Source organism: Pseudomonas sp., assembly GCF_035277045.1.
Classification (GTDB): domain Bacteria; phylum Pseudomonadota; class Gammaproteobacteria; order Pseudomonadales; family Pseudomonadaceae; genus Aquipseudomonas.
Map to the genome: position 1 here is coordinate 57291 of NZ_DATELE010000158.1, position 25453 is coordinate 82743.

21 protein-coding genes and 1 other RNA gene are annotated in these 25453 nt (G+C 65.0%); 3 read left to right on the top strand and 19 right to left on the bottom strand.

Features of this window, described 5'->3' with window-relative positions; genetic code table 11:
- Positions 1-38 precede the first annotated feature (38 nt).
- A complete protein-coding gene (gene secA / locus VJS90_RS07605; protein WP_324120618.1) occupies positions 39-2774 on the bottom strand; it encodes a preprotein translocase subunit SecA in 2736 nt (911 codons plus the stop codon).
- A gap of 286 nt (positions 2775-3060) precedes the next feature.
- Here secA and VJS90_RS07610 point away from each other — a divergent pair, with 286 nt between their 5' ends.
- Complete coding sequence (locus VJS90_RS07610; protein WP_324120620.1) at positions 3061-3513, top strand: DUF721 domain-containing protein; 453 nt, start codon at positions 3061-3063, stop codon at positions 3511-3513.
- A 99-nt stretch (positions 3514-3612) separates the two neighbouring features.
- On the opposite strand, the gene lpxC is transcribed toward VJS90_RS07610, so the two are convergent.
- The 18 genes from lpxC to rsmI all read right to left on the bottom strand — a co-directional run bounded on the left by lpxC (position 3613) and on the right by rsmI (position 23037).
- Complete coding sequence (gene lpxC, locus VJS90_RS07615; RefSeq protein WP_324120622.1) at positions 3613-4524, bottom strand: UDP-3-O-acyl-N-acetylglucosamine deacetylase; 912 nt, start codon at positions 4522-4524, stop codon at positions 3613-3615.
- 112 nt (positions 4525-4636) lie between these two features.
- Entirely contained in the window at positions 4637-5833 is a 1197-nt protein-coding gene (ftsZ, locus tag VJS90_RS07620; RefSeq protein ID WP_324120625.1) for a cell division protein FtsZ, read from the bottom strand.
- 58 nt (positions 5834-5891) lie between these two features.
- Entirely contained in the window at positions 5892-7145 is a 1254-nt protein-coding gene (gene ftsA / locus VJS90_RS07625; RefSeq protein ID WP_324120627.1) for a cell division protein FtsA, read from the bottom strand.
- Between the two features lie 14 nt (positions 7146-7159).
- A complete protein-coding gene (locus VJS90_RS07630; RefSeq protein ID WP_324120629.1) occupies positions 7160-8029 on the bottom strand; it encodes a cell division protein FtsQ/DivIB in 870 nt (289 codons plus the stop codon).
- A 5-nt stretch (positions 8030-8034) separates the two neighbouring features.
- Positions 8035-8994: a D-alanine--D-alanine ligase gene (locus VJS90_RS07635; protein WP_324120631.1), complete on the bottom strand. Its 960-nt coding sequence runs from the start codon at positions 8992-8994 to the stop codon at positions 8035-8037.
- Positions 8991-10445 carry a UDP-N-acetylmuramate--L-alanine ligase gene (gene murC, locus VJS90_RS07640; RefSeq protein WP_324120633.1) on the bottom strand — a complete coding sequence of 485 codons (1455 nt, stop codon included), beginning with the start codon at positions 10443-10445 and terminating at the stop codon, positions 8991-8993. Before murC ends, VJS90_RS07635 begins: the two co-directional genes overlap by 4 nt.
- Positions 10438-11517 (bottom strand): undecaprenyldiphospho-muramoylpentapeptide beta-N-acetylglucosaminyltransferase, encoded by a 1080-nt coding sequence (murG, locus tag VJS90_RS07645; RefSeq protein ID WP_324120635.1) that lies wholly within the window; start codon positions 11515-11517, stop codon positions 10438-10440. Before murG ends, murC begins: the two co-directional genes overlap by 8 nt.
- The gene (ftsW, locus tag VJS90_RS07650; RefSeq protein WP_414704906.1) at positions 11507-12721 is read right to left on the bottom strand and encodes a putative lipid II flippase FtsW; all 1215 of its coding nucleotides are present in this window, start codon (positions 12719-12721) and stop codon (positions 11507-11509) included. Before ftsW ends, murG begins: the two co-directional genes overlap by 11 nt.
- Positions 12718-14064 carry a UDP-N-acetylmuramoyl-L-alanine--D-glutamate ligase gene (gene murD, locus VJS90_RS07655; protein WP_324120637.1) on the bottom strand — a complete coding sequence of 449 codons (1347 nt, stop codon included), beginning with the start codon at positions 14062-14064 and terminating at the stop codon, positions 12718-12720. The genes ftsW and murD overlap by 4 nt, the downstream gene beginning before the upstream one ends.
- 6 nt (positions 14065-14070) lie before the next feature.
- On the bottom strand, positions 14071-15153 hold the full coding sequence (mraY, locus tag VJS90_RS07660; protein WP_158459958.1) for a phospho-N-acetylmuramoyl-pentapeptide-transferase: 1083 nt from the start codon (positions 15151-15153) through the stop codon (positions 14071-14073).
- Positions 15153-16520, bottom strand: a complete 1368-nt coding sequence (locus tag VJS90_RS07665; protein ID WP_324120640.1) for a UDP-N-acetylmuramoyl-tripeptide--D-alanyl-D-alanine ligase — start codon at positions 16518-16520, stop codon at positions 15153-15155. Before VJS90_RS07665 ends, mraY begins: the two co-directional genes overlap by 1 nt.
- Entirely contained in the window at positions 16513-18000 is a 1488-nt protein-coding gene (locus tag VJS90_RS07670; RefSeq protein ID WP_324120642.1) for a UDP-N-acetylmuramoyl-L-alanyl-D-glutamate--2,6-diaminopimelate ligase, read from the bottom strand. The genes VJS90_RS07665 and VJS90_RS07670 overlap by 8 nt, the downstream gene beginning before the upstream one ends.
- Positions 18000-19742, bottom strand: coding sequence for a penicillin-binding protein 2 (locus tag VJS90_RS07675; RefSeq protein ID WP_324120686.1), 1743 nt, complete (start codon positions 19740-19742; stop codon positions 18000-18002). The genes VJS90_RS07670 and VJS90_RS07675 overlap by 1 nt, the downstream gene beginning before the upstream one ends.
- Positions 19742-20035, bottom strand: a complete 294-nt coding sequence (gene ftsL, locus VJS90_RS07680) for a cell division protein FtsL (protein WP_324120644.1) — start codon at positions 20033-20035, stop codon at positions 19742-19744. Before ftsL ends, VJS90_RS07675 begins: the two co-directional genes overlap by 1 nt.
- Positions 20032-20979 (bottom strand): 16S rRNA (cytosine(1402)-N(4))-methyltransferase RsmH, encoded by a 948-nt coding sequence (gene rsmH / locus VJS90_RS07685; protein ID WP_414704907.1) that lies wholly within the window; start codon positions 20977-20979, stop codon positions 20032-20034. The genes ftsL and rsmH overlap by 4 nt, the downstream gene beginning before the upstream one ends.
- On the bottom strand, positions 20976-21431 hold the full coding sequence (gene mraZ, locus VJS90_RS07690) for a division/cell wall cluster transcriptional repressor MraZ (RefSeq protein WP_324120646.1): 456 nt from the start codon (positions 21429-21431) through the stop codon (positions 20976-20978). The genes rsmH and mraZ overlap by 4 nt, the downstream gene beginning before the upstream one ends.
- Before the next feature lie 303 nt (positions 21432-21734).
- Positions 21735-22094, bottom strand: an RNA gene (gene rnpB / locus VJS90_RS07695) — RNase P RNA component class A.
- A 67-nt stretch (positions 22095-22161) separates the two neighbouring features.
- Complete coding sequence (gene rsmI / locus VJS90_RS07700) at positions 22162-23037, bottom strand: 16S rRNA (cytidine(1402)-2'-O)-methyltransferase (protein WP_324120648.1); 876 nt, start codon at positions 23035-23037, stop codon at positions 22162-22164.
- Positions 23038-23226: 189 nt separating this feature from the next.
- Between rsmI and VJS90_RS07705 the strand changes: the two genes are divergently transcribed.
- Entirely contained in the window at positions 23227-25041 is a 1815-nt protein-coding gene (locus VJS90_RS07705) for a penicillin-binding protein activator (RefSeq protein WP_324120651.1), read from the top strand.
- A complete protein-coding gene (locus tag VJS90_RS07710) occupies positions 25041-25412 on the top strand; it encodes a YraN family protein (protein WP_324120654.1) in 372 nt (123 codons plus the stop codon). The genes VJS90_RS07705 and VJS90_RS07710 overlap by 1 nt, the downstream gene beginning before the upstream one ends.
- The last annotated feature ends 41 nt before the right edge of the window (positions 25413-25453 follow it).

Below are 25453 nucleotides of genomic sequence, written 5' to 3' on the forward strand. Positions count from 1 at the left end.
TGCAAGGCAGCCCCGGGATATGCGCACTACAACAGCGATCAGTCGATCTGGCCGTGGCAATGCTTGAACTTCTTGCCCGAACCACACCAGCACGGCTCGTTGCGGCCCAGCTTCTGGTCGTTGCGCACTGGTGCGGCGGCGACCGCCACTTCAGCGCCCTCCTCCTGCTGCTCCGCCGCCTCGAGCCCTGGAGCCTCGGCGTGCTGGAACTGCATGCGGCTGGCCAGCTCTTCGGCTTCGCGGCGCAGACGGGCTTCTTCCTCGGCCGGATCCTCGCGGCGCACCTGGACGTGCGAGAGCACCCGGATGGCATCGCGCTTGATCGAGTCGAGCAGCTCCTGGAACAGGGTGAAGGACTCGCGCTTGTACTCCTGCTTCGGGTTCTTCTGCGCATAGCCACGCAGGTGAATGCCGTGACGCAGGTGATCCATGGTCGACAGGTGGTCTTTCCACAGGTCATCCAGCACGCGCAGCAGGATCTGCTTCTCGAAGGTGCGCAGGGCTTCTTCGCCGGCCTGCTCTTCCTTCTCGTGGTAAGCGGTGATCAGCTCGTTGAGCAGCTTCTCGCGCAGGGTTTCTTCGTAGAGCTTGTCGTCTTCGTCGAGCCACTGCTGGATCGGCAGCTTCACGGCGAAGTCGCTGGCCAGTGCCGCTTCCAGGCCCGGCACGTCCCACTGCTCGGGCAGCGATTGCGGCGGGATGTGCTGGCTGATGGTGGCGTCGAGCACTTCCTGGCGGAAGTCCTTGATGGTGTCGCCGATGTTCTGCGCGGCCAGCAGGCTGTTGCGCATGTGGTAGATCACCTTGCGCTGTTCGTTGGCGACGTCATCGAATTCGAGCAGCTGCTTGCGGATGTCGAAGTTGCGGCCTTCGACCTTGCGCTGGGCTTTTTCGATGGCGTTGGTGACCATGCGGTGCTCGATGGCCTCGCCGGACTGCATGCCCAGGGCCTTCATGAAGTTCTTCACGCGGTCCGAGGCGAAGATGCGCATCAGGCTGTCTTCGAGCGACAGGTAGAAACGGCTCGAGCCCGGGTCGCCCTGACGGCCCGAACGGCCGCGCAGCTGGTTGTCGATACGGCGCGACTCATGGCGCTCGGAGGCGATCACGTGCAGGCCGCCCGACTCGATGACCTGCTGATGGCGTTTCTGCCAGTCGGCCTTGATCTGCGCGACCTGCTCATCGGTCGGCGACTGCATGGCGGCGACTTCGACTTCCCAGTTGCCGCCCAGCAGGATGTCGGTACCGCGACCGGCCATGTTGGTGGCGATGGTCAAGGCGCCTGGCCGGCCGGCCTGGGCGATGATCTCGGCTTCCTTCTCGTGGTACTTGGCGTTCAGGACCTTGTGCGCGATGCCTTCCCGGGTCAGCAGGCCGGACATGTGCTCGGACGTCTCGATGGTCGCGGTACCAACCAGTACCGGACGCTCCAGGGCCATGCTTTCCTTGATGTCGGCGATGATCGCCGCGTACTTCTCGTCGGCGGTCAGGTACACCAGGTCGTTGAAGTCCTTGCGCGCCAACGGCTTGTTCGGCGGGATGACCATCACGTTGAGCTGGTAGATCTGGGCGAACTCGAAAGCCTCGGTGTCGGCGGTGCCGGTCATGCCGGACAGCTTGTTGTAGAGGCGGAAGTAGTTCTGGAAGGTGGTCGAGGCCAGGGTCTGGCTTTCGGCCTGGATGTTCAGGTTTTCCTTGGCCTCGATGGCCTGGTGCAGGCCCTCGGAGAGGCGGCGGCCCGGCATGGTGCGGCCGGTGTGCTCGTCGATCAGCAGGACCTGGCCGTCCTGGACGATGTACTCGACGTTGCGGTGGAACAGCTTGTGCGCGCGCAGGCCAGCATAGACGTGGGTCAGCAGGCCCAGGTTATGGGCCGAATAGAGGCTTTCGCCCTCGGCCAGCATGCCCGACTGGGCGAGCATCTCTTCGATGAACTGGTGACCGGCCTCGTTGAGCTCGACCTGGCGGCTCTTCTCGTCGATCTTGTAGTGGCCTTCCTGGGTGACGACACCCTCGACTTCCTCGATGTGCTGCACCAGGCGCGGGATCAGGCGGTTGATCTCGATGTACAGCTTGGAGCTGTCCTCGGCCTGGCCGGAAATGATCAGCGGGGTACGGGCTTCGTCGATGAGGATGGAGTCGACTTCGTCGATCACCGCGAAGTTGAGCTCGCGCTGGAACTTCTCGTCGACGCTGAACGCCATGTTGTCGCGCAGGTAGTCGAAACCGAATTCGTTGTTGGTACCGTAGGTGATATCGGCGGCGTAGGCGGTGCGTTTTTCTTCCGGCGGCTGGAAGGGCGTGACGACGCCCACGGTCAGGCCGAGGAACTCATACAGCGGACGCATCCAGTTGGCGTCGCGGCGGGCCAAGTAGTCGTTGACCGTGACCACGTGCACACCCTTGCCGGACAAGGCATTGAGGTACACCGCCAGGGTGGCGACCAGGGTCTTGCCTTCACCGGTGCGCATTTCGGCGATCATGCCTTCGTGCAGGGTCATGCCGCCGATCAGCTGCACGTCGAAGTGACGCATGCCCATGACGCGCTTGCCGGCCTCGCGGCACACGGCGAAGGCTTCGGGCATCAGCTGGTCGAGGGTCTCGCCTTTGGCCAGGCGCTCTTTGAGCGCCGCGGTCTTGCCCCGCAGCTGCTCGTCGGAGAGGGCCAACATCTGCTCTTCGAAGGCATTGACGATGCTCACCGTCTTGAGCATGCGTTTGACTTCACGCTCGTTCTTGCTTCCAAAAAGTTTTTTTAACAAAGGCGCAAACATATTGGCAGGATCTTCCACACATAGGGATGGAGGGCGGCCCCGTGAGTCGCCCGTGCAGCCCTAAAGGCCGCATGCGAACGAGCATTCTACCCGGAAACGATGGTGAGGAAAGTGGTGGATTTCCTTCATGCTGGCACAGCGCTTTGACGGGGCTTTCCTTAGATAGGGTCATTTGCTGCAAGTTCAAGGGTTGCCTGGAACACGACTGCCGTGGGTCCTGCAAGCGGAGCCCGCGGCGAGCGATCTGTTAAGATGCCCAGTTCTGTGACCTCTGGTGTCATCGCCCATGGCGTACCTGTCCTCGCCCGCCCGCCTCCCCGCCACCCTGCTGCGCCAGGCGCGGCCGCTCAAAGCCCTGCTCAACCAGGCCCATCGCCTGTCGCAGTTGCAGCGCCTGGTCGAAAGCCAGCTGCAGCCTGCGGCCCGCGAGCATTGCCATGTGGCGTCGTGGCGCGAGGGTGTACTGCTGCTGGTGGTCACCAACGGCCATTGGGCCACGCGGCTGCGTTATCAGCAGAAACGCCTGCAGCGCCAGTTGCAGGTGATGGATGCCTTCCATGGCCTGCAACGGATTTCATTCAAGGTGCAGCCCCCCGCGTTTCACGAACGCCCGGCCGGCCCCGGGCCGGCGCTGTCCGGCAATGCCGCGCAAAGCATCCAGGCAACGGCCGAGAGCATCACCAACCCCAACCTGCGCGCCGCCCTCGAGCGCCTCGCCCGGCACGCGCCAGAGCAGTAGCGCCCCACCCCTGTGAAAGCGGACTTGTCCCGCGGTAGCCCTGCGCCCATAAAAAAGGCCACCCGAAGGTGGCCTTGAAGAACTAGAGAGTGTTCGAACTTACACCGCCGCGACGGGACGCATGTAAGAGATCGGTGCCGTACTGGCATCTTCGAAGGTAACCACTTCCCAGGCATCGGTTTCGGCGATCAGCTTGCGCAGCAGCTGGTTGTTCAGCGCGTGTCCGGACTTGTAGCCCTTGAACTCGCCGATCAGGCTGTTGCCGAGCAGATACAGGTCACCGATGGCGTCGAGGATCTTGTGCTTGACGAATTCGTCTTCGTAGCGAAGACCATCTTCGTTCAGCACGCCGTCGGTATCGACCACGATGGCGTTTTCAACGCTACCGCCGAGCGCGAGGTTGTGCTTGCGCAGGTACTCGATGTCGCTCATGAAGCCGAAGGTACGGGCGCGGCTGACTTCCTTCACGAAGGACGTGCTGGAGAAGTCGACGCTGGCGCTCTGGGTCCGGTTACGGAAAGCCGGGTGATCGAAGTCGATCTCGAAGCTCACCTTGAACCCGTCGAAAGGCAGGAAGGTGGCGCGCTTGTCGCCGTCCTCCACCGTCACTTCGCGCAGGATGCGGATGAACCTCTTGGCTGCGTCCTGTTCTTCCAGGCCGGCAGACTGAATCAGGAATACGAAGGGCCCTGCGCTACCGTCCATGATCGGAACTTCCGACGCGGAGAGCTCGACGTAGGCGTTATCGATGCCAAGGCCAGCCATGGCCGAAAGCAGGTGCTCTACCGTGTCGACCTTGACGTCGCCGTTGACCAGCGTCGTCGACATGGTGGTTTCGCCAACGTTTGCCGCACGAGCCGGGATCTCGACCACTGGATCGAGGTCGGCGCGGCGGAAGACGATGCCGGAGTCCACAGGCGCGGGCTTGAGGGTCAGGTAGACCTTCTCACCGGAGTGCAGGCCGACGCCCGTGGCACGGATAGTATTCTTCAGGGTGCGTTGTTTAATCATGGCATTGGCCGCTTCAGCGCAATTTGCGAACTGGTATCAACAAAGACTGGGGATGATAACAGACCCGGCCTTTGCTGAATACCAATCACCTTCATAGCCCTGATAAATTCCATCAATCAGCCTGACGACGCAGGAAAGCCGGGATGTCGAGGTAATCCAGGTCATCCTGAGGGTTGAGTTTGGCGGCTGCCGCAGCGCCGGCGTGTGCCTGGTTGCGCATGACGGTCGGACGCTCCAGGTCGCGGTAGTTGACCGCAGGCTGCTCGTGACGCGAAGGTGCCGGGGCCGAGGCCTCGTACGCGGCGGCAGCGCTTTGCAGCGTGTTGTCGATCACCTTGACCGGCTTCTCGATGCGCGCGCCCAGGCCGGTGGCCACGACGGTCACGTGCAGCTCGTCACGCATGTCCGGATCGATCACGGTGCCGACCTTGACCATCGCGTGGTCGGAGGCGAACGCCTCGATGATGCTGCCCACGTCGGAGTACTCGCCCAGGGACAGGTCGGGACCGGCGGTGATGTTCACCAGGATGCCGCGCGCGCCCTGCAGGTTGACGTCCTCGAGCAGCGGGTTGCGGATCGCCGCTTCAGTGGCCTCGCGCGCACGGTTCGGGCCGCTTGCGCAACCGGTACCCATCATCGCCATGCCCATTTCGCTCATCACGGTGCGCACGTCGGCGAAGTCGACGTTGATCATGCCCGGGCGCTTGATGATGTCGGAGATACCGCGAACGGCACCGGCCAGTACATCGTCGGCCTTGGCGAAGGCGGACAGCAGGCTCGCGTCCTTGCCCAGGATGGTCAGCAGTTTTTCGTTCGGGATGGTGATCAGCGAGTCGACGCTGTCAGCCAGCGCGCGGATGCCTTCATCGGCGATCTGCATGCGCTTGCGGCCCTCGAACGGGAACGGACGGGTCACCACGGCGACGGTGAGAATACCCATTTCCTTCGCCACTTCAGCGATGATCGGCGCCGCGCCGGTACCGGTACCGCCGCCCATGCCGGTGGTGATGAACACCATGTTGGTGCCCTGCAGCACTTCCGCGATGCGCTCGCGGTCTTCCAGCGCTGCCTGACGGCCGACTTCCGGGTTGGCGCCAGCGCCCAGACCCTTGGTCACGCCGGTGCCCAATTGCAGAATGGTGCGCGCGCCGATGTTTTTCAGCGCCTGGGCATCGGTGTTGGCGCAGATGAATTCGACGCCTTCGATGCTGCTCTTGACCATGTGGTTGACGGCGTTGCCACCACCACCACCTACGCCGATCACCTTGATGACCGGACTTTGCGGGACGTTGTCTACGAGCTCGAACATTTTCCCTCTCCTTTCAGTTCTCTAGTTGTCTTTGCGCCTACCACTACTGCTTTGAAACTTAGAAATTGCCCTGGACCCAGCGTTTGAATCGCTCAAGCACTGGAGCCTTCGGTTCCTCGCCATAGCTGTTGCTGCTGTTACCCGTCAGGGGCACGCCGTCGGCCTGCTTCAGCAGGCCGTAGGTCAGCAGGCCCACGCCGGTGGAATAAATCGGGTTGCGCACCACGTCGCTCAGACCGCGCACGCTATGCGGCACGCCAAGGCGCACCGGCATGTGGAAGATCTCTTCGGCCAGCTCCACCGCGCCTTCCATCTTGGCCGTGCCGCCGGTCAGGACGATGCCCGCGGGCACCAGGTCCTCGTAGCCGCTGCGGCGCAACTCGGCCTGGATCAGGGTGAAGAGTTCGTCGTAACGCGGCTCGACCACCTCGGCCAAGGCCTGGCGCGACAGCTCGCGCGGCGGACGGTCGCCGACGCTTGGCACCTTGATGGTTTCGCCGGCACCGGCCAGCTTGGCCAGGGCGCAGGCGTAGCGGATCTTGATTTCCTCGGCGTACTGGGTCGGGGTGCGCAGGGCCATCGCGATGTCGTTGGTGACCTGGTCGCCGGCGATCGGGATCACCGCGGTGTGGCGGATCGCGCCTTCGGTGAAGATGGCGATGTCTGTGGTGCCGCCACCGATGTCCACCAGGCACACGCCCAGTTCTTTTTCATCGTCGGTCAGCACCGAGTAGGCCGAGGCCAGTTGCTCGAGGATGATGTCGTCGATTTCGAGGCCGCAGCGGCGCACGCACTTCTCGATGTTCTGGGCGGCATTGACCGCGCAGGTGACCACGTGGACCTTGGCCTCCAGGCGCACGCCCGACATGCCCAGAGGCTCGCGCACGCCCTCCTGGTTGTCGATCACATAATCCTGCGGCAGCGTGTGCAGCACGCGCTGGTCGGCCGGGATGGCGACCGCCTGGGCGGCGTCGAGCACACGCTCCAGGTCAGCGGTGCTCACCTCGCGGTCGCGGATGGCGACGATGCCATGGGAATTGAGGCTGCGGATGTGATTGCCCGCCACGCCGACGAACGCCGAGTGGATGCGGCAACCGGCCATCAGCTGCGCTTCTTCGACCGCGCGCTGGATCGACTGCACCGTCGACTCGATGTTCACCACCACGCCTTTCTTCAGGCCGCGCGAAGGATGAGTGCCGATACCCACGATCTCCAGGGTGCCGTCCTCGCCCACCTCGCCCACCAGTGCCACCACCTTGGAGGTACCGATGTCCAGCCCGACGATCATTTTGCCGCTATGCGCATTTGCCATGGTCCTGCCTCTCTCTAATTCTTCGCAACGGCGGATTGGGCCGTCGTCGGTGCAATCGGTTCCCGCCAGCCAACGGCGAGGCCATTGGCGTAGCGCAGATCGATGCGGGCGATGTTGGTGATCTGCTCTTTGAGTGTCTTGTCGTAAATGGCAATGAAGCGGCGCAGTTTCTCCACCAGATGGTCACGTCCCAGCAGCAGGTCGATACCCGGCCCGGCACTGCCGGCGCCGGTGGTCAGGAACCAGCTGCCGCGCTCGCGCAGTTCGAGGCGGGCGATGGAAAACCCGAGGGGGCGCAGCATCTGGCTCAGAACCTGGTATTGCTGCATGACTTGTTGCTGCGCCCGCTGCGGCCCGAAGAGCTGCGGCAGGTGCTCGTAGTTGGCAAGCTCGCGCGGGGTGAACGCCTGGCCCTGGTTGTTGAGCAAGGCTTCATCGCCCCAGCGCGCTACCGGCAGCTGTTCTTCGAGGCGGATCACCACCTCGTCGGGCCACACGCGGCGCACCTCGGCATGCGCGATCCATGGCATCTGCTCAAGCTCGGCGCGCATCGCGGGCAGGTCGACGCTGAAGAAACTGGCCGCCACGTAGGGCGCGATGCGTTGCTGCACCGCTTGCTGGCTGATGTAGCTGAGGTCGCCCTGCACGGCGATCTTGGTGATCGGCCGGTCGGCATAGGGCATCAGGCGCTGCGCGCCTTCATAGGCGCCAAACCCTGCGGCGACCAGCAAGACCGGCCAGAGCAGGCGCTTGAACACGCTGAAGTTGGCCTTGGACAGGCGCGCCGACAGTGGCTCTTCGGCCACCATACGGCTGGCACCGCGCGGCACCGGCTTGCTGCGGCCGGGGGCGGGTTGCTGATGACGTAACATCGCGCCTTGCATGATGGTTAACCTCGCGTCTCGACGCTTGCCGCCAGGATCGCCAGCACCAGTTGCTGGAAGTCCAGGCCGGCAGCGCGTGCCGCCATGGGTACCAGGCTATGGTCAGTCATGCCTGGTGCGGTGTTGACTTCGAGCAGCCAGAACCGGCCCTGCTCGTCCTGCATCACGTCCAGACGGCCCCAGCCCTCGATGCCGATGGCATCGCAGGCGCGCGCGGTCAGGTCGATCAGTTCCTGTTCACGGGCAGCGTCCAGCCCGCACGGGATGCGGTACTGGGTGTCGTTGGCCACGTATTTGGCGTCGTAGTCGTAGAACGAATGCGGGGTCCCCAGGGCGATGGGCGGCAGCACCTGGCCACGCAGCGTCGCCACGGTGAATTCCGGACCGTGAATCCATTGCTCGACCAGCACTTGCGAATCGTATGTGGCGGCCTCTTTCCAGGCAGCGACCAGCTCTGCGACGCTGTTCACCTTGGCCATGCCGATACTCGAACCTTCATGGGCGGGTTTGACGATAAGCGGGAAGCCCAGTTCCGTGCCCGCGCAAATACAATCCGATTCGCTGCCCAGCACCGCGTGGCGCGGGGTAGGAATACCCAGGCTTTGCCACACCTGCTTGGTGCGCAATTTGTCCATCGCCAGGGCCGAGGCCAGGATGCCGCTGCCGGTGTAGGGAATCCCCAGGCACTCCAGCAGGCCTTGCATGCTGCCGTCTTCACCGCCGCGGCCGTGCAGGATGATGAAGGCCCGGTCGAGCTTTTCCTGGGTCAGGCGGGCGAGCAGGTCATCACCGACGTCAATGGCGACCACGTCGACGCCGGCGCTGGTCAGCGCGTCGATCACCGCGGCGCCGGACTTGAGCGAGACTTCGCGCTCGGCGCTCTTGCCGCCATACAGCACGCCCACCCGGCCGAAGGCTTTCGGGTCGAGGGTCGAACGCAGGGATGCGTAGTCTGGCGTGATCATTTCGACTTCCCCTGGTTGGCCACGGCACCGGCGAACAGCGGGCTCTTGAGCAGTTGTGGCGCAAGGCCGCCGATATCACCGGCGCCCTGGCACAGGAGGATGTCGCCGGCGCGCAGCAGCGGCTTGACCAGCGGCGCCAGTTCGACGCCACGCTCGATGTAGATCGGGTCGAGCTGGCCGCGCTGGCGGATGCTGTGGCACAGCTGGCGGCTGTCGGCGCCGGGGATCGGCTCTTCGCCGGCCGGGTAGACCTCCATCAGCAGCAGCACGTTGGCATCGGCCAGGACCTGCACGAAGTCGTCGTACAGGTCGCGGGTGCGGCTGAAGCGGTGCGGCTGGTAGACCATCACCAGGCGGCGCTCTGGCCAGCCACCGCGCACGGCCTTGATCACCGCAGCCACTTCGGTGGGGTGGTGACCGTAGTCATCGACCAGCATCACGCTGCCGCCATCGACAGGCAGCTCGCCATAGACCTGGAAGCGCCGGCCAACGCCCTGGAAGCCCGACAGGCCCTGGACAATGGCTTCGTCGCTGATGCCTTCGTCGGTGGCGATGGCGATGGTCGCCAAGGCGTTGAGCACGTTGTGGTTGCCCGGCATGTTCACCGACACTTCCAGCGGCGCGCGGTCACGGCGCAGCACGGTGAAGTGGGTCTGCATGCCCGACTGGCGCACATTGATGGCGCGCACGTCGGCGCCTTCATTGAAGCCGTAGGTCACGGCCGGGCGCTTGACCAGCGGCAGGATCTCGCGCACCACCGGGTCGTCCAGGCAGACCACGGCCAGGCCGTAGAACGGCAGGTTGTGGAGAAACTCGACAAAGGTCTTCTTCAGCTTGTTGAAGTCGCCTTCGTAGGTCGCCATGTGGTCGGCGTCGATGTTGGTGACCACGGCCACCAGCGGCTGCAGGTGCAGGAAGCTGGCGTCGCTCTCGTCCGCTTCGGCGATCAGGTAGCGGCTGGTGCCAAGCTGGGCATTGGTGCCCGCGGCATTCAGGCGGCCACCGATGACAAAGGTCGGGTCCAGGCCACCGGCGGCGAACACCGAGGCCAGCAGGCTGGTGGTGGTGGTCTTGCCGTGGGTGCCGGCAACGGCGATGCCGTGGCGGTAGCGCATCAGCTCGGCCAGCATCTCGGCGCGCGGCACCACGGGAATGCGGCGTTCCAGGGCAGTGGCCACTTCCGGGTTGGCGGTGTTGACGGCACTGGATACCACCAGCACGTCAGCGTTGGCCGCGTTCTCGGCGCGGTGGCCGACGAAGATCTCGGCACCGAAGGATTCCAGGCGTTCGGTAACCGGCGAGGCCTTGAGATCGGAACCCGACACCTGGTAACCCAGGTTCAGCAGCACTTCGGCGATCCCGCACATGCCCACGCCGCCGATGCCGACGAAGTGGATACGGCGGATGCGGCGCATTTCAGGCTGCGGCATGGCTTTCTGGCTTTCAACCATGGGCCACCTCCAGGCAGATGTCGACTACGGTACCGGTGGCGGCAGGCTTGGCCAGGCGGCGTGCGGTGGCAGCCATGGTGTTGAGTTTCTCGGGTTGCATCAGCACCTCGTTCAGGCGTTCAGCGAGCTGCGCTGCGCCGGTTGTCGCTTGTGGCATCAGGAAGGCAGCGCCTTCGCGGGCCAGATAATGGGCGTTGTGGGTCTGGTGGTCGTCGATCGCATGGGGCAGCGGCACCAGCATCGAGGGCAGGCCCGCCGCGGCAAGCTCGCTCACGGTCAAGGCACCGGCCCGGCACACCACCAGGTCGGCCCAGCCGTAGGCGTGGGCCATGTCCTTGATGAACGGCTCGACCTGAGCCTCGACACCGGCTTCGCGGTAGCGTTCGGCGGTCACCGGGGCATGTTGCCTGCCCGCCTGGTGGAACACTTCGGGCCTTACGTCCTGCGGCACCCCGGCCAGGGCCTGGGGCAGCAGCTTGTTCAGCGGCTCGGCGCCCAGGCTGCCGCCCAGCACCAGCAACCGCGCGCGGCGGCCGGCCAGCGCGGCACGGGTGGGTTCGAGGAACAGCTCGGCACGCACCGGGTTGCCGGTGGTCCGGCGCTTGTCGCTGGCGCCGAAGGTGTCGGGGAAGGCCTCGCAGACGCGGCCCGCCAGCGGCACCAGCATCCGGTTGGCGGTACCGGCGCGGGCATTCTGCTCGTGGATCACCAGCGGCACGCCACACAGCCGCGCAGCCAGGCCACCGGGGCCGGTCACGTAGCCGCCAAAGCCGACCACGCACACCGGCTTGATCTGCTTGATGATGCGCCGGGCCTGGAGCACGGCCTTGACCAGGGTCCAGGGCGCCTTGAGCAACGACAGCTTGCCCTTGCCGCGCAGGCCGCTGACCTGGATAAGGTGCAGCGGCAAGCCCGCCTGGGGGACCAGCTCGTTTTCGATGCCACGGGGGGTGCCCAGCCAGTGCACGCTGTAGCCGCGCGCCTGGAACTCGCGGGCGCAGGCCAGCGCGGGGAAGACATGGCCCCCGGTGCCGCCCGCCATGATCAGTACCTGCTTGCCGTCAGCGGCCATGTTGCGCCTCCTCGGCAAAGTCGCTCTCGTTGAATTCATGCTCTTCGCTGCCCAGGTGCGTGCGGCTCTCCCACTCGATGCGCAGGAGCAAGCCGACGCAGGCGCAGCAGATCACCAGCGAGCTGCCCCCGTAGCTGAGGAACGGCAGGGTCAGGCCCTTGGTCGGCAGCAGGCCGACGTTCACACCGATGTTGATCAGGAACTGGCCGATCCACAGGAAGGCCAGGCCGAACGCCATGTAGGCGGCAAAGAACTGCTTGGCTTTCTCGGCCCACAGGCCGATGTACAGCGCGCGCACGGTGACGAAGACGAACAGGCCCACGGTCAGCAGCGAGCCGATCACGCCGAGCTCCTCGGCCAGGACCGAGAACACGAAGTCGGTGTGCGCCTCGGGCAGGTAGAACTGCTTCTGCACGCTGTTGCCCAGGCCCACGCCGAGCCACTCGCCGCGGCCAAAGGCGATCAGCGCCTGGGTCAGCTGGTAGCCGGAACCGAACTGGTCGGACCAGGGGTCGGTGAAGGTGATCAGCCGCGCCATCCGGTACGGCTGCGCCTGCACCAGCACGAACACCGCCACCACCGCCAGCACCACCATCAGGCTGAAGCGGAACAGCCCCACCCCGCCGAGGAACAGCATGGCCGCCGCGGCGCCCATCATCACCACGGTGGCGCCGAAGTCCGGTTCCATCAGCAGCAGGCCGGCCATCGGCAGCAGCACGATGAATGGCTTGAAGAAGCCCATCCAGCTCTCGCGCACTTCCTGCTGGCGGCGCACCAGGTAGCCGGCGAGGTAGATCACCACGAAGACCTTGGCGATCTCCGATGGCTGCACGTTGAAGAAGCTGAAACCGATCCAGCGCATCGACCCGTTCACTTCGCGGCCGATGCCGGGCACCAGCACCAGCACCAGCAAGGCAAAGGCACCGACCAGCATGGTGAAGCCCATCTTCTGCCAGGTGGCGATCGGCACGAGCATCGTCACGCCGCAGGCGACCAGGCCGATGGCCACGTACACCAGGTGGCGGAACATGTGATAGAGCGGGTTGCCCGATTGCACCGCGGCCACTTCCGAGGAGGCCGAGGTGATCATGACCAGGCCCAGGCCGAGCAGCGCCAGGCAGCCCGCCAGGAAGGCGAAGTCCAGATCGATGCCGCGGCCGCTGATCAGCGGCGACGGGTAGGGCTTGATGACGTTGAAGATCATGCCAGGGCTCCCACGGCCTGGGCGAACAGGCGCCCACGCTCTTCGAAGTTCCTGAACATGTCGAGGCTGGCGCAGGCCGGCGACAGCAGCACGGCGTCGCCTTCCTGGGCCAGCCCGGCGCATTGCTGCACGGCCTCGTCCAGCGTCTTGACGCGAACCAGCGGTACGCTGTCGCCGAAGACCTCGGCCAGCCGTTCGGCGTCGCGCCCCAGCAGCACCACGGCGCGGCAGTAGCTGGCGACCGGTTGGCGCAGCGCGCTGAAATCAGCACCCTTGCCGTCGCCGCCAGCGATCAGCACGAGCTTGCCGTCGACATCGACGCCCAAACCTTCGATGGCTGCCAGGGCCGCACCGACGTTGGTGGCCTTGGAATCGTCGTACCAGTTGACGCCCTCGCGCTCGCGCACCCACTGGCAGCGATGAGCGAGGCCGGCGAACTGGCGCAGGCTTTCGAGCATGGCATCGAACGGCAGCCCCGCCGCGTGGCCCAGGGCCAGGGCGGCCAAGGCGTTGCTCTGGTTGTGGGCGCCGCGGATCTTCAGCTCGCGGACCGGCATCAGTGCCTGGAACTCGAAGGCCAGGTATTTCTCGCCGTCCACTTCGCGCAGGCCAAAGGACTTGAAATCCGGGGCATTGAGGCCGAAGGTCCAGCACGGCCGGCCCTCGACCGGCAATGGCCGGCTCAGCGCATCCTGGCGGTTGACCACCACCTGGCGCGCGCCACGGAAGATCCTGTGCTTGGCCAGGTGGTAGGCCGGCAGGCCACTGTAGCGGTCCATGTGGTCTTCGCTGATGTTCAGCACGGTCGCCACTTCGGCGTTGAGCTGGTCAGTGGTCTCGAGCTGGAAGCTCGATAGCTCCATGACATACAGCTCGACGCTGTCGTCGAGCAGGTCCAGCGCCGGCGTACCGAGGTTGCCACCCACGGCGACCCGCTTGCCGGCCAGGGCGGCCATCTCGCCGACCAGCGTGGTGACGGTGCTCTTGGCGTTGGAGCCGCTGATCGCGACGATCGGCGCCTTGGCGTAGCGGGCAAACAGCTCGATATCACCCGACAACCGCACGCCACGCGCCGCCGCCTGCTGCAAGGCAGGGGTCGCCAGCGCCAGGCCCGGGCTCACGTAGAGCTCGTTGGCGCGGCAGAGGAAGTCCACGTCCAGCTCGCCACAGCGCACCTCCACTTGCGGATAGTCGCGGCGCAGGGCGTCCAGCTCCGGCGGCTGCTCGCGGGTATCGGCGACTGCAAAGGCAATGCCCCGGCTCGCCAGGAAGCGAACCAGGGACATGCCGCTCTTGCCGAGACCCACAACGATGCGGAAGTGGTCAGAAGCGATCAGTGACACGCTCATCTACCTCAGTTTCAGGGTGGCAAGGCCGATCAGCACGAGAATCACGGTGATGATCCAGAAACGGACGATCACGCGTGGCTCGGGCCAGCCCTTGAGTTCAAAGTGATGGTGGATCGGTGCCATGCGAAACACCCGCTTGCCGGTCAGCTTGAACGACGCGACCTGGATGACCACCGACAGGGTCTCCATGACGAACACACCGCCCATGATGAACAGCACGATTTCCTGGCGAACGATCACCGCGATGGTGCCGAGCGCCGCGCCCAGCGCCAGCGCGCCGACGTCGCCCATGAACACCTGGGCCGGATAGGTGTTGAACCACAGGAAGCCCAGGCCCGCGCCGATCAGCGCGCCGCAGAACACGATCAGCTCCCCCGCGCCCGGCACGTACGGGATCAGCAGGTATTCGGCGAACTTCACGTTGCCCGACAGGTAGCAGAAGATGCCCAGCGCGCCGCCGACCATCACCGTGGGCATGATCGCCAGGCCGTCGAGGCCATCGGTGAGGTTGACCGCGTTGCTCGAGCCGACGATCACGAAGTAGGTCAGCACCACGAAGCCGATGCCCAGCGGGATGGTGACATCCTTGAGCATTGGCACGATCAGCGTGGTCTCGACGCTGGTCGGCGCGGTGGCGTACAGGAAGATGGCGGCGCCCAGGCCGAACACCGACTGCCAGAAATACTTCCAGCGGCTCGGCAGGCCGCGCGAATTCTTCTCGATGACCTTGCGGTAGTCATCGACCCAGCCGATGGCGCCAAACAGCAGAGTCACGATCAGCACGACCCAGACATAACGGTTGGTCAGGTCGGCCCACAGCAAGGTGCTGATGCCAATGGCGGACAGGATCAGCGCGCCACCCATGGTCGGGGTGCCGGACTTGGAAAGGTGCGATTGCGGGCCGTCGTTACGGACGGCCTGACCGATCTGGCGGATCTGCAGGGTGCGAATCATCCAAGGGCCCAGCCACAGCGCCAGCGACAACGCGGTCAGCACACCGAGGATCCCGCGCAGGGACAGGTACTGGAAGACCGCGAAGCCTTTGTGGAACTGTTGCAGATACTCAGCCAACAGCAGAAGCATTAATGTTTCTCCCCGCTAGGACCGCACAAAGCCGCCACGACGTTTTCCATCGCAGCGCTGCGCGATCCCTTGATCAGAATAGTGGTATCCCTGGCCTGTTCGATGCGAACGGCATCGATCAGCTCAGACTGAGTAGCGAAATGGTGGCCTCCAGTGCCAAACGCCTTGACCGCGTGAGCCATGTTCGGACCCACCGCGTACAACGCGCCTACCTTGCCCTGGGCATAGTCACCGACCTGGCGGTGCCCTTCCTCTGCCCACGGGCCCAATTCGCCGATATCTCCCAGCACCAGAACGGTGCGCCCGGAAAAGCCGGCGAGTATATCAATCGCGGCGCACATGGAGGTGGGGTTTGCGTTATAGGTGTCATCGATAACCCGCACGCCGTTAGGGGCGAGCTGCGCCACGGTGCGGCCCTTGACCGGCTGCACCGCGCCAAGGCCGGCGGCAATACCGTCGAGCGTCAGACCAAAGGCATGGGCGGCCGCGGCGGCGGCCAGCGCATTGCTGACATTGTGGGTGCCCAGCAGGTTGAGCTGGACGGCGATCGAGCCACCGGGCCCGTGCAGCGTGAAGGACGGGCAGCCCCGGGCATCGCGGTCGATATCGCTGGCGTGGAAATCGGCGTGCGCGTCGGTCAGTGCGAAGGTGATGACGCGATGCTCACCGGCGCGCGTGCGCCAGGTATCAAAGGCCTTGTCATCGAGATTGAGGACCGCGACACCGCCCTCGCCCAGCCCTTCGAGGATTTCGCCCTTGGCCTCGACGATTTTTTCCGGACCGCCGAACTCGCCGACATGGGCGGTTCCGGCATTGTTGATCAGGGCGACCTGCGGCCGGGTCAGGCCGACGGTGTAGGCGATTTCGCCAATGCGCGACGCGCCCAGCTCGATCACCGCGGCGCTGTGCTGGGGCTCAAGCTCAAGCAGCGTCAGCGGCGCACCGAGATCGTTGTTCAGGTTGCCACGGGTGGCCAGTACCGGACCACGGGTGCGCAGGATGCTGGCAAGCAGCTCCTTGACCGTGGTCTTGCCGCTGGAGCCCGTGATCGCAGCGACCGGCTTGTCAAAGGCCGCGCGATTGAGGGCGCCCAGTTGCCCGAGTGCCAGGCGGGTGTCGGCGACCACGAGCTGCGGCAGGTCGACGCCCGTCACTTCGCGCTCGACCAGCGCGGCCACCGCGCCTTTGGCCTGCACCTCGGCCAGGTAGTCGTGGCCATCGAAACGGGGGCCGGCCAGGGCGACGAACAGCTGGCCGTCGGTGATTGCCCGGCTGTCGATGCTGACACCGCTGAAGCGGGCATCGGCCCCGATCACGCGGGCGCGCAAGGCATCGGCGACCTGGCTCAGAGTCAATGGCTTAAGCATGCGCGGCCTCCCAGGCTGCAAGGGCTTTCCCGGCCTCTACCAGGTCAGAGAAGGGATGGCGTTCGCCGCGGATCTCCTGGTAATCCTCGTGACCCTTGCCGGCAAGGACCACCACGTCATCGCGCCGGGCACTGGCCAGCAGACGGGCGATCGCCGCGCCGCGGCCGGCCACGAACTCGACGTCGTCGGTACGGGAGAACCCAGGGCGGATGTCGTCGAAGATGCGTTGCGGCTCTTCGCTGCGTGGATTGTCATCGGTGACCAGCACGCGGTCGGCCAGGCGCTCGGCCACCTCGGCCATCAGCGGGCGCTTGCCGCGGTCGCGGTCGCCACCGCAGCCGAACAGGCACAGCAACTGGCCACGCGCGTGCGGGCGCAGGGCTTCGAGGACTTTTTCCAGAGCGTCCGGGGTGTGCGCGTAGTCCACCACCACCAGCGGCTTGTCACCGCCGCCCAGACGCTGCATGCGGCCCACCGGCCCCTGCAACTGCGGGATGACCTTGAGAATCTCGTCCAGCGTGTAGTCCAGGGCCAGCAACGTGGCGACCGCGGCCAGCACGTTGCTCAGGTTGAAGCGGCCCAGCAGCTGGCTGCGCAGGGTACGCTCGCCCTGGGCCGTCACGATGATCGCGCGCACGCCATCATCATCGAAATGCGCCTGGCGGCAGTACAGAGAGGCCGTGCTGTTCTCCAGGCTGTAGCTGAACAGCCGGGTGTCATTGTGCTCGGGGTCGCGCAGGCGAGCGAAATCGTCCGCCAGCCGACGACCGAATTCATCATCCAGATTGACCACCTGGGCGCGCAGGGTGGGCCAGGCAAAGAGCCTGGCCTTGGCGGCCTCATAGGCCTGCATGCTGCCGTGGTAGTCGAGGTGGTCGCGGGACAGGTTGGTCATCACCGCGATATCGAAGGCCAGGGCAGCAACCCGCCCCTGCTCCAGCGCATGCGAGGAGACTTCCATGGCCACGGCCTTGGCGCCCGCCTTCCTGAGGTCGTACAGCGTCGACTGCACGGCGATCGGATCGGGGGTGGTCAGGCGTCCGCTCTGCAGCTCGCCATGAAAACCGGTGCCCAAGGTACCGATCAGGCCACACCGCTGCCCAAGGATGTCGAGGGCCTGGGCCACCAGCTGGGTGACGCTGGTCTTGCCGTTGGTGCCGGTGACCCCAACCAGGTTCAGCTGACGGCTCGGCTCGCCATAGAAACGGCCAGCGATATCGGACAGCTGGGCGATCAGGCCTTTCACCGGGATCAGTGGCACGTCGGTCAGCGGCAGCACGGTGGCGCCCTGCTCTTCATAGGCCACCGCCGCTGCCCCGCGGGCGAGCGCGTCGGCGATGTGATCGCGGCCGTCCACCTTGGCCCCGGGCACGGCCAGGAACAGATCGCCCGCGCGCACGCTACGGCTGTCCAGGGTCAGCTCGCGGATCAGCGGATCGCGGCTTGCGTGGGCGAACAGCTTGCTCAATGGCATTGTCATCAACCACGTCCTCCTTTTGCGGCTGCGGCCGTGGCCTGCTGCTCGGGCGCGGCAGGCGCGGGTGGCGGCAGGTTGTCCGGCGGAATATTCATCAGGCGCAGGGTGCCCGACATGACCTTGCTGAAAACAGGCGCCGAGACCAGGCCGCCGAAGTAGCCGCCCTTGCTCGGCTCATCGATGACCACGACGATCGCGTAGCGCGGATCGCTCATCGGACCGAAGCCTGCGAACAGCGAGCGGTAGGCGTTCTCGGTGTAGCCCTTGGAGCCGACGGTGGCCTTGCGCGCCGTGCCGCTCTTGCCACCGACGTGGTAGAACGGGACCTGCGCGCGGTATACGCCGCGCGGCGCCTCGATCACCTGCTGGAGCATGCCCTGGATGGTCTCGGCAGTTTCCTTGGGCACGACCTGGGTGGACTCCGGCTTGTCGTCGACCTTGAGGATGCTCAAGGGCACCATCTTGCCGTCGTTGGCCAGTGCGGCGTAGGCATGCACCAGTTGCAGCGCGGTCACCGACACGCCATAGCCGTAGGACAGGGTCGCGGTCTCGGCCTTGCGCCACTCGCGGTGGTTGGGCAGGTTGCCGACCCGCTCGCCCGGGAAGCCCAGGCCGGTGTACTGGCCCAGGCCCAGCTGCGACATCACGCGGTAGATCGCCTCGCCACCGATGTCGAAGGCAATCTTGCTCATGCCAACGTTACTGGAGTTGATCAGGATGCCCGTGAGGTCGAGGATCGGCCCTTCGCTGCGCGAGACGTCCTTGATGGTGTAGCGACCGATCTGCAGGCTGCCCGGGTACACCTCGACCTTGTCGGTGGGCTTCCAGCGCCCGCTTTCCAGCGCGGCGCTCATCGACAGCGGCTTGACCGTGGAGCCCGGCTCGAACACGTCAATGATCGCCCGGTTGCGCATGGCGGCCGGGAACATGCTGCGGCGGTTGTTGGGGTTGTAGGTCGGCTGATTGACCATGGCCAGGACTTCACCGGTCTTGACGTCCATGATCACGAGACTGCCGGCCTTGGCTTCCTGCTCGGCAATCGCGTTGCGCAGCTCGCGGGTGGCCAGGTATTGCAGGCGCAGGTCGATGGACAACGCCAAGGTCTTGCCGGCCTTGGCGTTCTTGGTGACCTGGATGTCCTTGATCAGCCGGCCGCGCCGGTCCTTGATCACCTGACGCTTGCCCGGCACGCCGGCAAGCCATTCGTCGTACGCAAGCTCCACGCCTTCGCGGCCGTGGTCATCCAGGTCGGTGAAGCCGACCATGTGGGCAGTGACGTCGCCAGCGGGATAGAAGCGCCGGAACTCTTCAAGTCCATACACGCCCGGAACCTTGAGGTCGAGCACGCGCTGGCCCTGCTCCGGGGTCAGGCCGCGGACCAGGTAGATGAATTCCTTGCTGGCCTGCTTGGTCAGGCGTTCGACCAGCTGCTGGGGATTCTGTCCCAGCGCCGCGGCCAGCTCTGGCCAGCGTGCCTTGGCGGCCTGCATTTCCTTGGGGTTGGCCCACAAGGTAGTGACCGGGGTGCTGACGGCCAGTGGCTCGCCGTTGCGGTCGGTGATCAGGCCGCGGTGCGCGGGAATGGAGATATGTCGCAGGCTGCGGGCATCGCCCTGGCCCTTGAGGAAGTCGCGATCGACCACCTGCAGGTCGATGATCCGCCAGCAGATGGCACCGACCATCAGCGCCAGCAGGCCGATCACGACCCTGAAACGCCAGGGATAGAGTGCGCCTTCGAGTTTCATCATGGCGCGACCATCCGCACTTCGTCCGCGGCGGGCACGCGCATCTTCAACTGCTCGCTCGCCAGGCTCTCGATCCGGCTGTGGGCCGTCCAGGTGCTCTGCTCAAGAATCAGGCGGCCCCACTCGGCCTGCGCCTTGTCGCGCTCGCTGAGCTCACCGTACAGGGTATTGAGCAGCTGACGGTTCCAGTGGGCGCTGTAGGACACGGCAATGGCCGATATCAGCACGCCGGCGAACAGCAGCAGCATGAAGAAGCTACCGCCTGGCAGGGGCTTGGCGAATAGCCGGGTCACCGCAGCTTCTCCGCCACGCGCATGACGGCGCTGCGCGCGCGTGGGTTGGCCTTGAGTTCGGCTTCAGAGGCGAACTGCGCCTTGCCGTGGACACGGATCTTCGGCTCGAAGACCTTGTGCTGCACCGGCAGGTTGCGCGGCAGGTTGTCAGCCTCGCCCTTGGCCAGCTTGCGCATGAACAGCTTGACGATGCGGTCTTCGAGGGAGTGGAAGCTGATGACCACCAGGCGCCCGCCAACTTCCAGCGCCTCCATGGCCGCCGCCAGTCCGGTCTCGAGATCACCCAGCTCATTGTTGACATGAATGCGCAGGCCCCGGAACGCGCGGGTTGCCGGGTTCTTCCCTTTTTCCCACGCCGGGTTGGCGACCTTCAGCACTTCGGCGAGATCGGCGGTACGCGTGAACGGCTGTTCGTCGCGGCGCAGCACCACGGCGCGTGCCATTCGTCGGGCAAAGCGCTCTTCGCCATATTCCTTGAACACGCGGGCGATTTCTTCTTCGGGCGCGTGGGCGATGAACTCGGCGGCGCTGACGCCACGACTGGGGTCCATGCGCATGTCCAGCGGACCATCATTGAGGAAGCTGAAACCACGCTCGGGATCGTCGAGCTGCGGCGAGGAAACCCCCAGGTCCAGCAGGATGCCGCTGACCTTGCCGTCCAGACCGCGCTCTGCGGCCTCGCTGCCAAGTTCCGCAAAACTGCGTTGCACAATGACAAAGCGGCCGTCTTCGGCCGCCAGCGCTTGCCCCGTGGCAATCGCTTGTGGGTCTTTGTCGAACCCTAGTAGCTGGCCCTGTGGCCCTAGTTTGCTGAGGATCAGGCGGCTATGCCCGCCCCGCCCGAACGTCCCGTCGAGGTAGCAGCCATCGGTGCGCACAGCCAGAGCCTCGACAGCTTCGTCGAGCAGCACGGTGATGTGTTTGAAGCCGCTATCAATCGTCACAGAATAAGATCACGCAAGTCGTCGGGCATGGCGCCCGGTTGTTGAATAGCTGCGAGGTCGTCCGCCGAAAGCGCGTTCCAGGCGTCCTCGTCCCACAGCTGAAATTTGTTCAGTTGCCCCACCAGCATTACCTTCTTGTCGAGCTGGGCGTACTCGCGCAAACGCGGCGGGACCAGGAAACGACCACTGCCATCAAGCTCCAGGTCGACCGCATTGCCGATCAGCAAACGCTGCAGGCGGCGGTTTTCCGGACGCAACGACGGTAGGGCACGTAACTTGGCTTCTATCTGTTCCCATTCATCGAGGGGGTAGACACACAAGCAGCGATCGACCGCATCAATTGTTACGATTAGTTGACTGGCGCAACGCGATTCCAGCTCGTCGCGGTACCGACTCGGCATGGCGAGACGTCCCTTGGCGTCGAGGCTGATAGCGTTGGCTCCGCGAAACACGGCGATCCCCACAATGTTAGCGTTTTTGTGTCAGAAAACCCACTTCATGCCACTTCCTGCCACTCGCGCACACTATAGGAATCCGCCCCTCACACCGTCAAGGCGCGTTCATAAGGAAAAGCCTTACAGGGCGGCGATTTAGCTCATCATTCGAAGGAAAAGGTACTACAAGAGGAATATTTCCCACAGGAAAACGCCAACGCTCCCAAGGACATAGGGGGCGACGTTGAAGTGATTTCTCACGAATAAGACTATTTAGATATTACGAAGGGAAGACCCGCCGCGGAACGAGCGGGAAAGGAGGTGGAGAGCCGATCTGTAAGCCGGGTTCTGTCGAGAACAGTCATTCCTCTACGACGGCCATCACTGGACGTCTTTAGCAACCTACCCGGTTCCAACGCGGGCCGCGCCATATGGAACCCTATTTGGTCTTGCTCCGAGTGGGGTTTACCTAGCCACGAACTGTTGCCAGCCGCGCGGTGCGCTCTTACCGCACCTTTTCACCCTTACCGGCACCGAAGTGCTTAGGCGGTTATTTTCTGTGGCACTTTCCGTAGGCTCGCGCCTCCCAGGCATTACCTGGCACTCTGCCCTATGGAGCCCGGACTTTCCTCCCCCCTCTTTTGCGGAACAAAAGAAGGCAGCGACTGTCCAATCGACTCTCCGCGGCCAAGGTTACCGGGAGCGGCGGTCAAGAACAAGCGGTAATTCGACGAATGGCATCACGCCATTACTCAGCCTTCTGTCGCTCGAGAGCCGCCTGGTAGAGCAGGTTCTTGCGTACACCAGTGATTTCGGCCGCCAGAGCAGCCGCTCTTTTGAGCGGCATCTCCGCCATCAGCAGGTCGAGCACGCGAAGCGCTTCACTGCTGACAGCCTGGTCGGATTCCGGTGCCGTCCATCCGGCCACCAGAACGACACATTCACCACGCTGCTGATTGCTGTCAGCCGCAACGAAGTTGCGCAGCTCACCCAGAGGCAGGCCCTTGAGCGTCTCGAACGTCTTGGTCAGCTCGCGCGCCAACAAGGCCGGTCGCTCGGCGCCGAACACCGCCTGCATGTCCTCGAGGCATTCGAGGATACGGTGGGGCGCTTCGTAGAAGATCAGCGTGCGCGGCTCTTCCCTGACCTGCTCCAGTCGCGCCCGACGCCCGGTCGCCTTGGCCGGCAGGAAACCTTCGAAAATGAAACGGTCCGACGGCAGCCCGGCGGCGGACAGCGCGGCGATCAATGCACAGGCGCCTGGCACCGGCACCACGTCCACGCCCGCCGCACGCGCCTGGCGCACCAGGTGATAGCCCGGATCGGAAATCAGCGGCGTGCCGGCATCGGAGATCAATGCCACGTCATCGCCTGCCAGCAGGCGCGTCAGGAAGCGGCTGCCTTCGTCGCGCTCGTTGTGCTCGTGGCAGGCCGCCAAGGGCGTGTTGATGCCGAAATGCTGCAACAGGCGGATCGAGTGGCGGGTGTCCTCCGCGGCGATCAGCGCGACGCTGCCCAGCACCTTCAAGGCCCTGGCGCTCATGTCGTCCAGGTTGCCGATGGGCGTGGCGACCACATAAAGCGTACCGATCGTGGATTTCGAAGCCCCTGGAACATCTGTCACTGCGCACACCTGTCGTTTCGGATCTGAGGCGGCCATTGTAGCCCGACCACCGGCAACACTGCGCAACCATCTTGCCCGTCAGCGCCAGTCTCACCACCTATATTGAAGGATCAACACCGCCGTGATCGCGCCCCGGCCAGCGCTTGGGTACAATCATCGGCCAACTTGGTCGAGTAACAGGACACTTACATGATCGCTTGCCTGCGGCTGTTCACAGCCTTATGCCTCGCTGCCCTGCTGGCGGCCTGCGCCAGCTCGCCCTCATCCAGCCTGGGCGAACTGCCACGCACCCCGGATGCAAGCATCGAGCAGCTGCTTGAACAGGCCGCCTCGAGCAAATCGCCGGAAGAGGCAGCCCTGCTGCGCCTCAGCGCCGCGGACCAGGCCTACCGGCAGAAGGACTTCCCCGGTGCGACGCGGATTCTCGAGCAAGTGCCGCTGGAATCACTCAAGCCTGCCCAGCAGGTATTCGCCAGCACTCTGGCCGCCGAACTGGCCATGAGCCGCAACCAGCCCAAGGCAGCCCTCGCCGCCCTGGCCCACCCTAGCCTTGCACGGGTCGGCGAGCTGCCGGAAGACCTGCAGGTTCGCACCTACAGCGTTCATGCCGCCGCCCTTGAAGCCGATGGCCAGACCCTGCCCGCCGCCCAGCAGCGCGTCCTGCTGGCCCCGCTGCTGAGCGGTGACGCCGCCACCGCCAACAACGACGCCATCTGGGCGCTGGTCGCGGCGCTGCCCCCCGAACAACTGCAGACCACCGGCACCGATACCCTGGCCGGCTGGACCAGCCTGGCCCTGGCCGTGAAGAGTGCAGGCACCCTTGAGCAGCAGCAGGCCGCCATCGACAGCTGGCGCGCTCAGCACGCTGGCCACCCTGCCGCCCTCCAGCTGCCCCTGCCTTTGGCCAAGCTCAAGGAACTGGCCAGCCAGCCGCTGACCAAGATCGCCTTGCTGCTGCCTCAGGAAGGCCCGCTTGCCAACGTGGCGCGCGCCCTGCGCGATGGTTTCATGGCCGCGCACTTCCAGGCTCAGCAGTCTGGCCAGCCCGCGCCAGCCATTCAGGTATTCGACAGCTCCAGGCTGACCTCGGTCGACGACTTCTACCGTCAGGCCCAGGCGGCGGGCGCGCAGCTGGTCATCGGCCCGCTGGAGAAACCACTGGTGAAGCAGCTGGCCGCGATGGCGCAGTTGCCGATTCCCACGCTGGCCCTGAACTACGCCGACGCTGGCCAGAAAGCACCGCCACAGCTGTTCCAGTTCGGCCTGGCCGCCGAGGACGAGGCCCGCGAAGTCTCCCGCCGCGCCCATGCCGACGGCATGGTGCGCGCCGTCGCGCTGGTGCCCAGTGGCGAATGGGGCGACCGCGTGCTCAAGGCCTTCCGTGAGGACTGGGAGGCCAAGGGCGGCACCTTGCTCGCCGCGGACCGCGTTGCCCAGCCCGTGGCCCTTGCCCAGCAGATCGCCGACCTGTTCCAGCTGCGCCAGAGCGAAGGCCGCGCGCAGAGCCTGCAGAGCGCGGTTGGCGGTAACGTCGCCGCGCAACCGTCGCGCCGCCAGGACATCGACTTCCTGTTCCTCGCCGCCACCCCGCAGCAGGCCCAGCAGATCAAGCCGACCCTGAATTTCCAGTACGCGGGCGACGTGCCGGTCTATGCCACCTCGAACGTCTACAGCGCCAGCGGTGACGTCAACCAGTACAACGACATGACCGGCATTCGCTTCTGCGAGACGCCCTGGCTGCTCGACACCAGCAATGGCCTGCGCCAGCAGGTTGTCTCGCAGTGGCCGCAAGCCGCGGGCAGCCTGGGCCGCCTCTATGCCATGGGCGTGGACGCCTATAGCCTGGCGCCACGCCTGGATCAGCTCAAGGCCCTGCCCGACAACCGCGTGGAAGGGATGTCGGGCAGCCTGGGCATGAACGCGAACCAGCGTATCGAGCGCCAGCTGCCTTGGGCAGAGTTCGCGGGCGGCCAGGTCAAACGCCTGCCGGATACCCCGCGCTGATGCAGGACGCATCGACCACACGCGCAGGCAAAGCCGCCGAACAGCAAGCCCTTGAGTACCTTCAAGGGCAAGGTTTGCGGCTACTCACGCAGAACTGGCGATGCAAAGGTGGTGAGCTTGATCTGGTCATGCTCGACAACGATACAGTAGTATTCGTCGAGGTCCGCTACCGGTTGCATGCGGACTTCGGCGGCGCCCTTGGCAGCATCGATGGGCGCAAGCAGAAACGACTGGTGCTGGCTGCCACTCTTTTCCTGCAAAAGGAAGCCCGCTGGGCCAGCTATCCCTGCCGCTTCGACGTAGTCGCCCTGCAGGGCAGCCGCCATGCAGGGCAACCGCTTCAATGGCTGAAAAACGCCTTCGAATGCTGAACCCATTCAACTTTTTCGCTCCGTGTTTCGCGGGCTGGCCT

Bases quoted from the DNA above. Each gene is read 5' to 3' on its own strand.
- VJS90_RS07670 (WP_324120642.1), bottom strand. From the start codon at position 18,000: ATGACAATGCCATTGAGCAAGCTGTTCGCCCACGCAAGCCGCGATCCG.
- VJS90_RS07635 (WP_324120631.1), bottom strand. From the start codon at position 8,994: ATGATCACGCCAGACTACGCATCCCTGCGTTCGACCCTCGACCCGAAA.
- VJS90_RS07665 (WP_324120640.1), bottom strand. From the start codon at position 16,520: ATGCTTAAGCCATTGACTCTGAGCCAGGTCGCCGATGCCTTGCGCGCC.
- lpxC (WP_324120622.1), bottom strand. From the start codon at position 4,524: ATGATTAAACAACGCACCCTGAAGAATACTATCCGTGCCACGGGCGTC.
- ftsZ (WP_324120625.1), bottom strand. From the start codon at position 5,833: ATGTTCGAGCTCGTAGACAACGTCCCGCAAAGTCCGGTCATCAAGGTG.
- VJS90_RS07610 (WP_324120620.1), top strand. From the start codon at position 3,061: ATGGCGTACCTGTCCTCGCCCGCCCGCCTCCCCGCCACCCTGCTGCGC.
- VJS90_RS07675 (WP_324120686.1), bottom strand. From the start codon at position 19,742: ATGAAACTCGAAGGCGCACTCTATCCCTGGCGTTTCAGGGTCGTGATC.
- ftsA (WP_324120627.1), bottom strand. From the start codon at position 7,145: ATGGCAAATGCGCATAGCGGCAAAATGATCGTCGGGCTGGACATCGGT.
- secA (WP_324120618.1), bottom strand. From the start codon at position 2,774: ATGTTTGCGCCTTTGTTAAAAAAACTTTTTGGAAGCAAGAACGAGCGT.
- VJS90_RS07710 (WP_324120654.1), top strand. From the start codon at position 25,041: ATGCAGGACGCATCGACCACACGCGCAGGCAAAGCCGCCGAACAGCAA.
- ftsW (WP_414704906.1), bottom strand. From the start codon at position 12,721: ATGATCTTCAACGTCATCAAGCCCTACCCGTCGCCGCTGATCAGCGGC.
- VJS90_RS07705 (WP_324120651.1), top strand. From the start codon at position 23,227: ATGATCGCTTGCCTGCGGCTGTTCACAGCCTTATGCCTCGCTGCCCTG.
- murG (WP_324120635.1), bottom strand. From the start codon at position 11,517: ATGGCCGCTGACGGCAAGCAGGTACTGATCATGGCGGGCGGCACCGGG.
- mraY (WP_158459958.1), bottom strand. From the start codon at position 15,153: ATGCTTCTGCTGTTGGCTGAGTATCTGCAACAGTTCCACAAAGGCTTC.
- VJS90_RS07630 (WP_324120629.1), bottom strand. From the start codon at position 8,029: ATGCAAGGCGCGATGTTACGTCATCAGCAACCCGCCCCCGGCCGCAGC.
- murC (WP_324120633.1), bottom strand. From the start codon at position 10,445: ATGGTTGAAAGCCAGAAAGCCATGCCGCAGCCTGAAATGCGCCGCATC.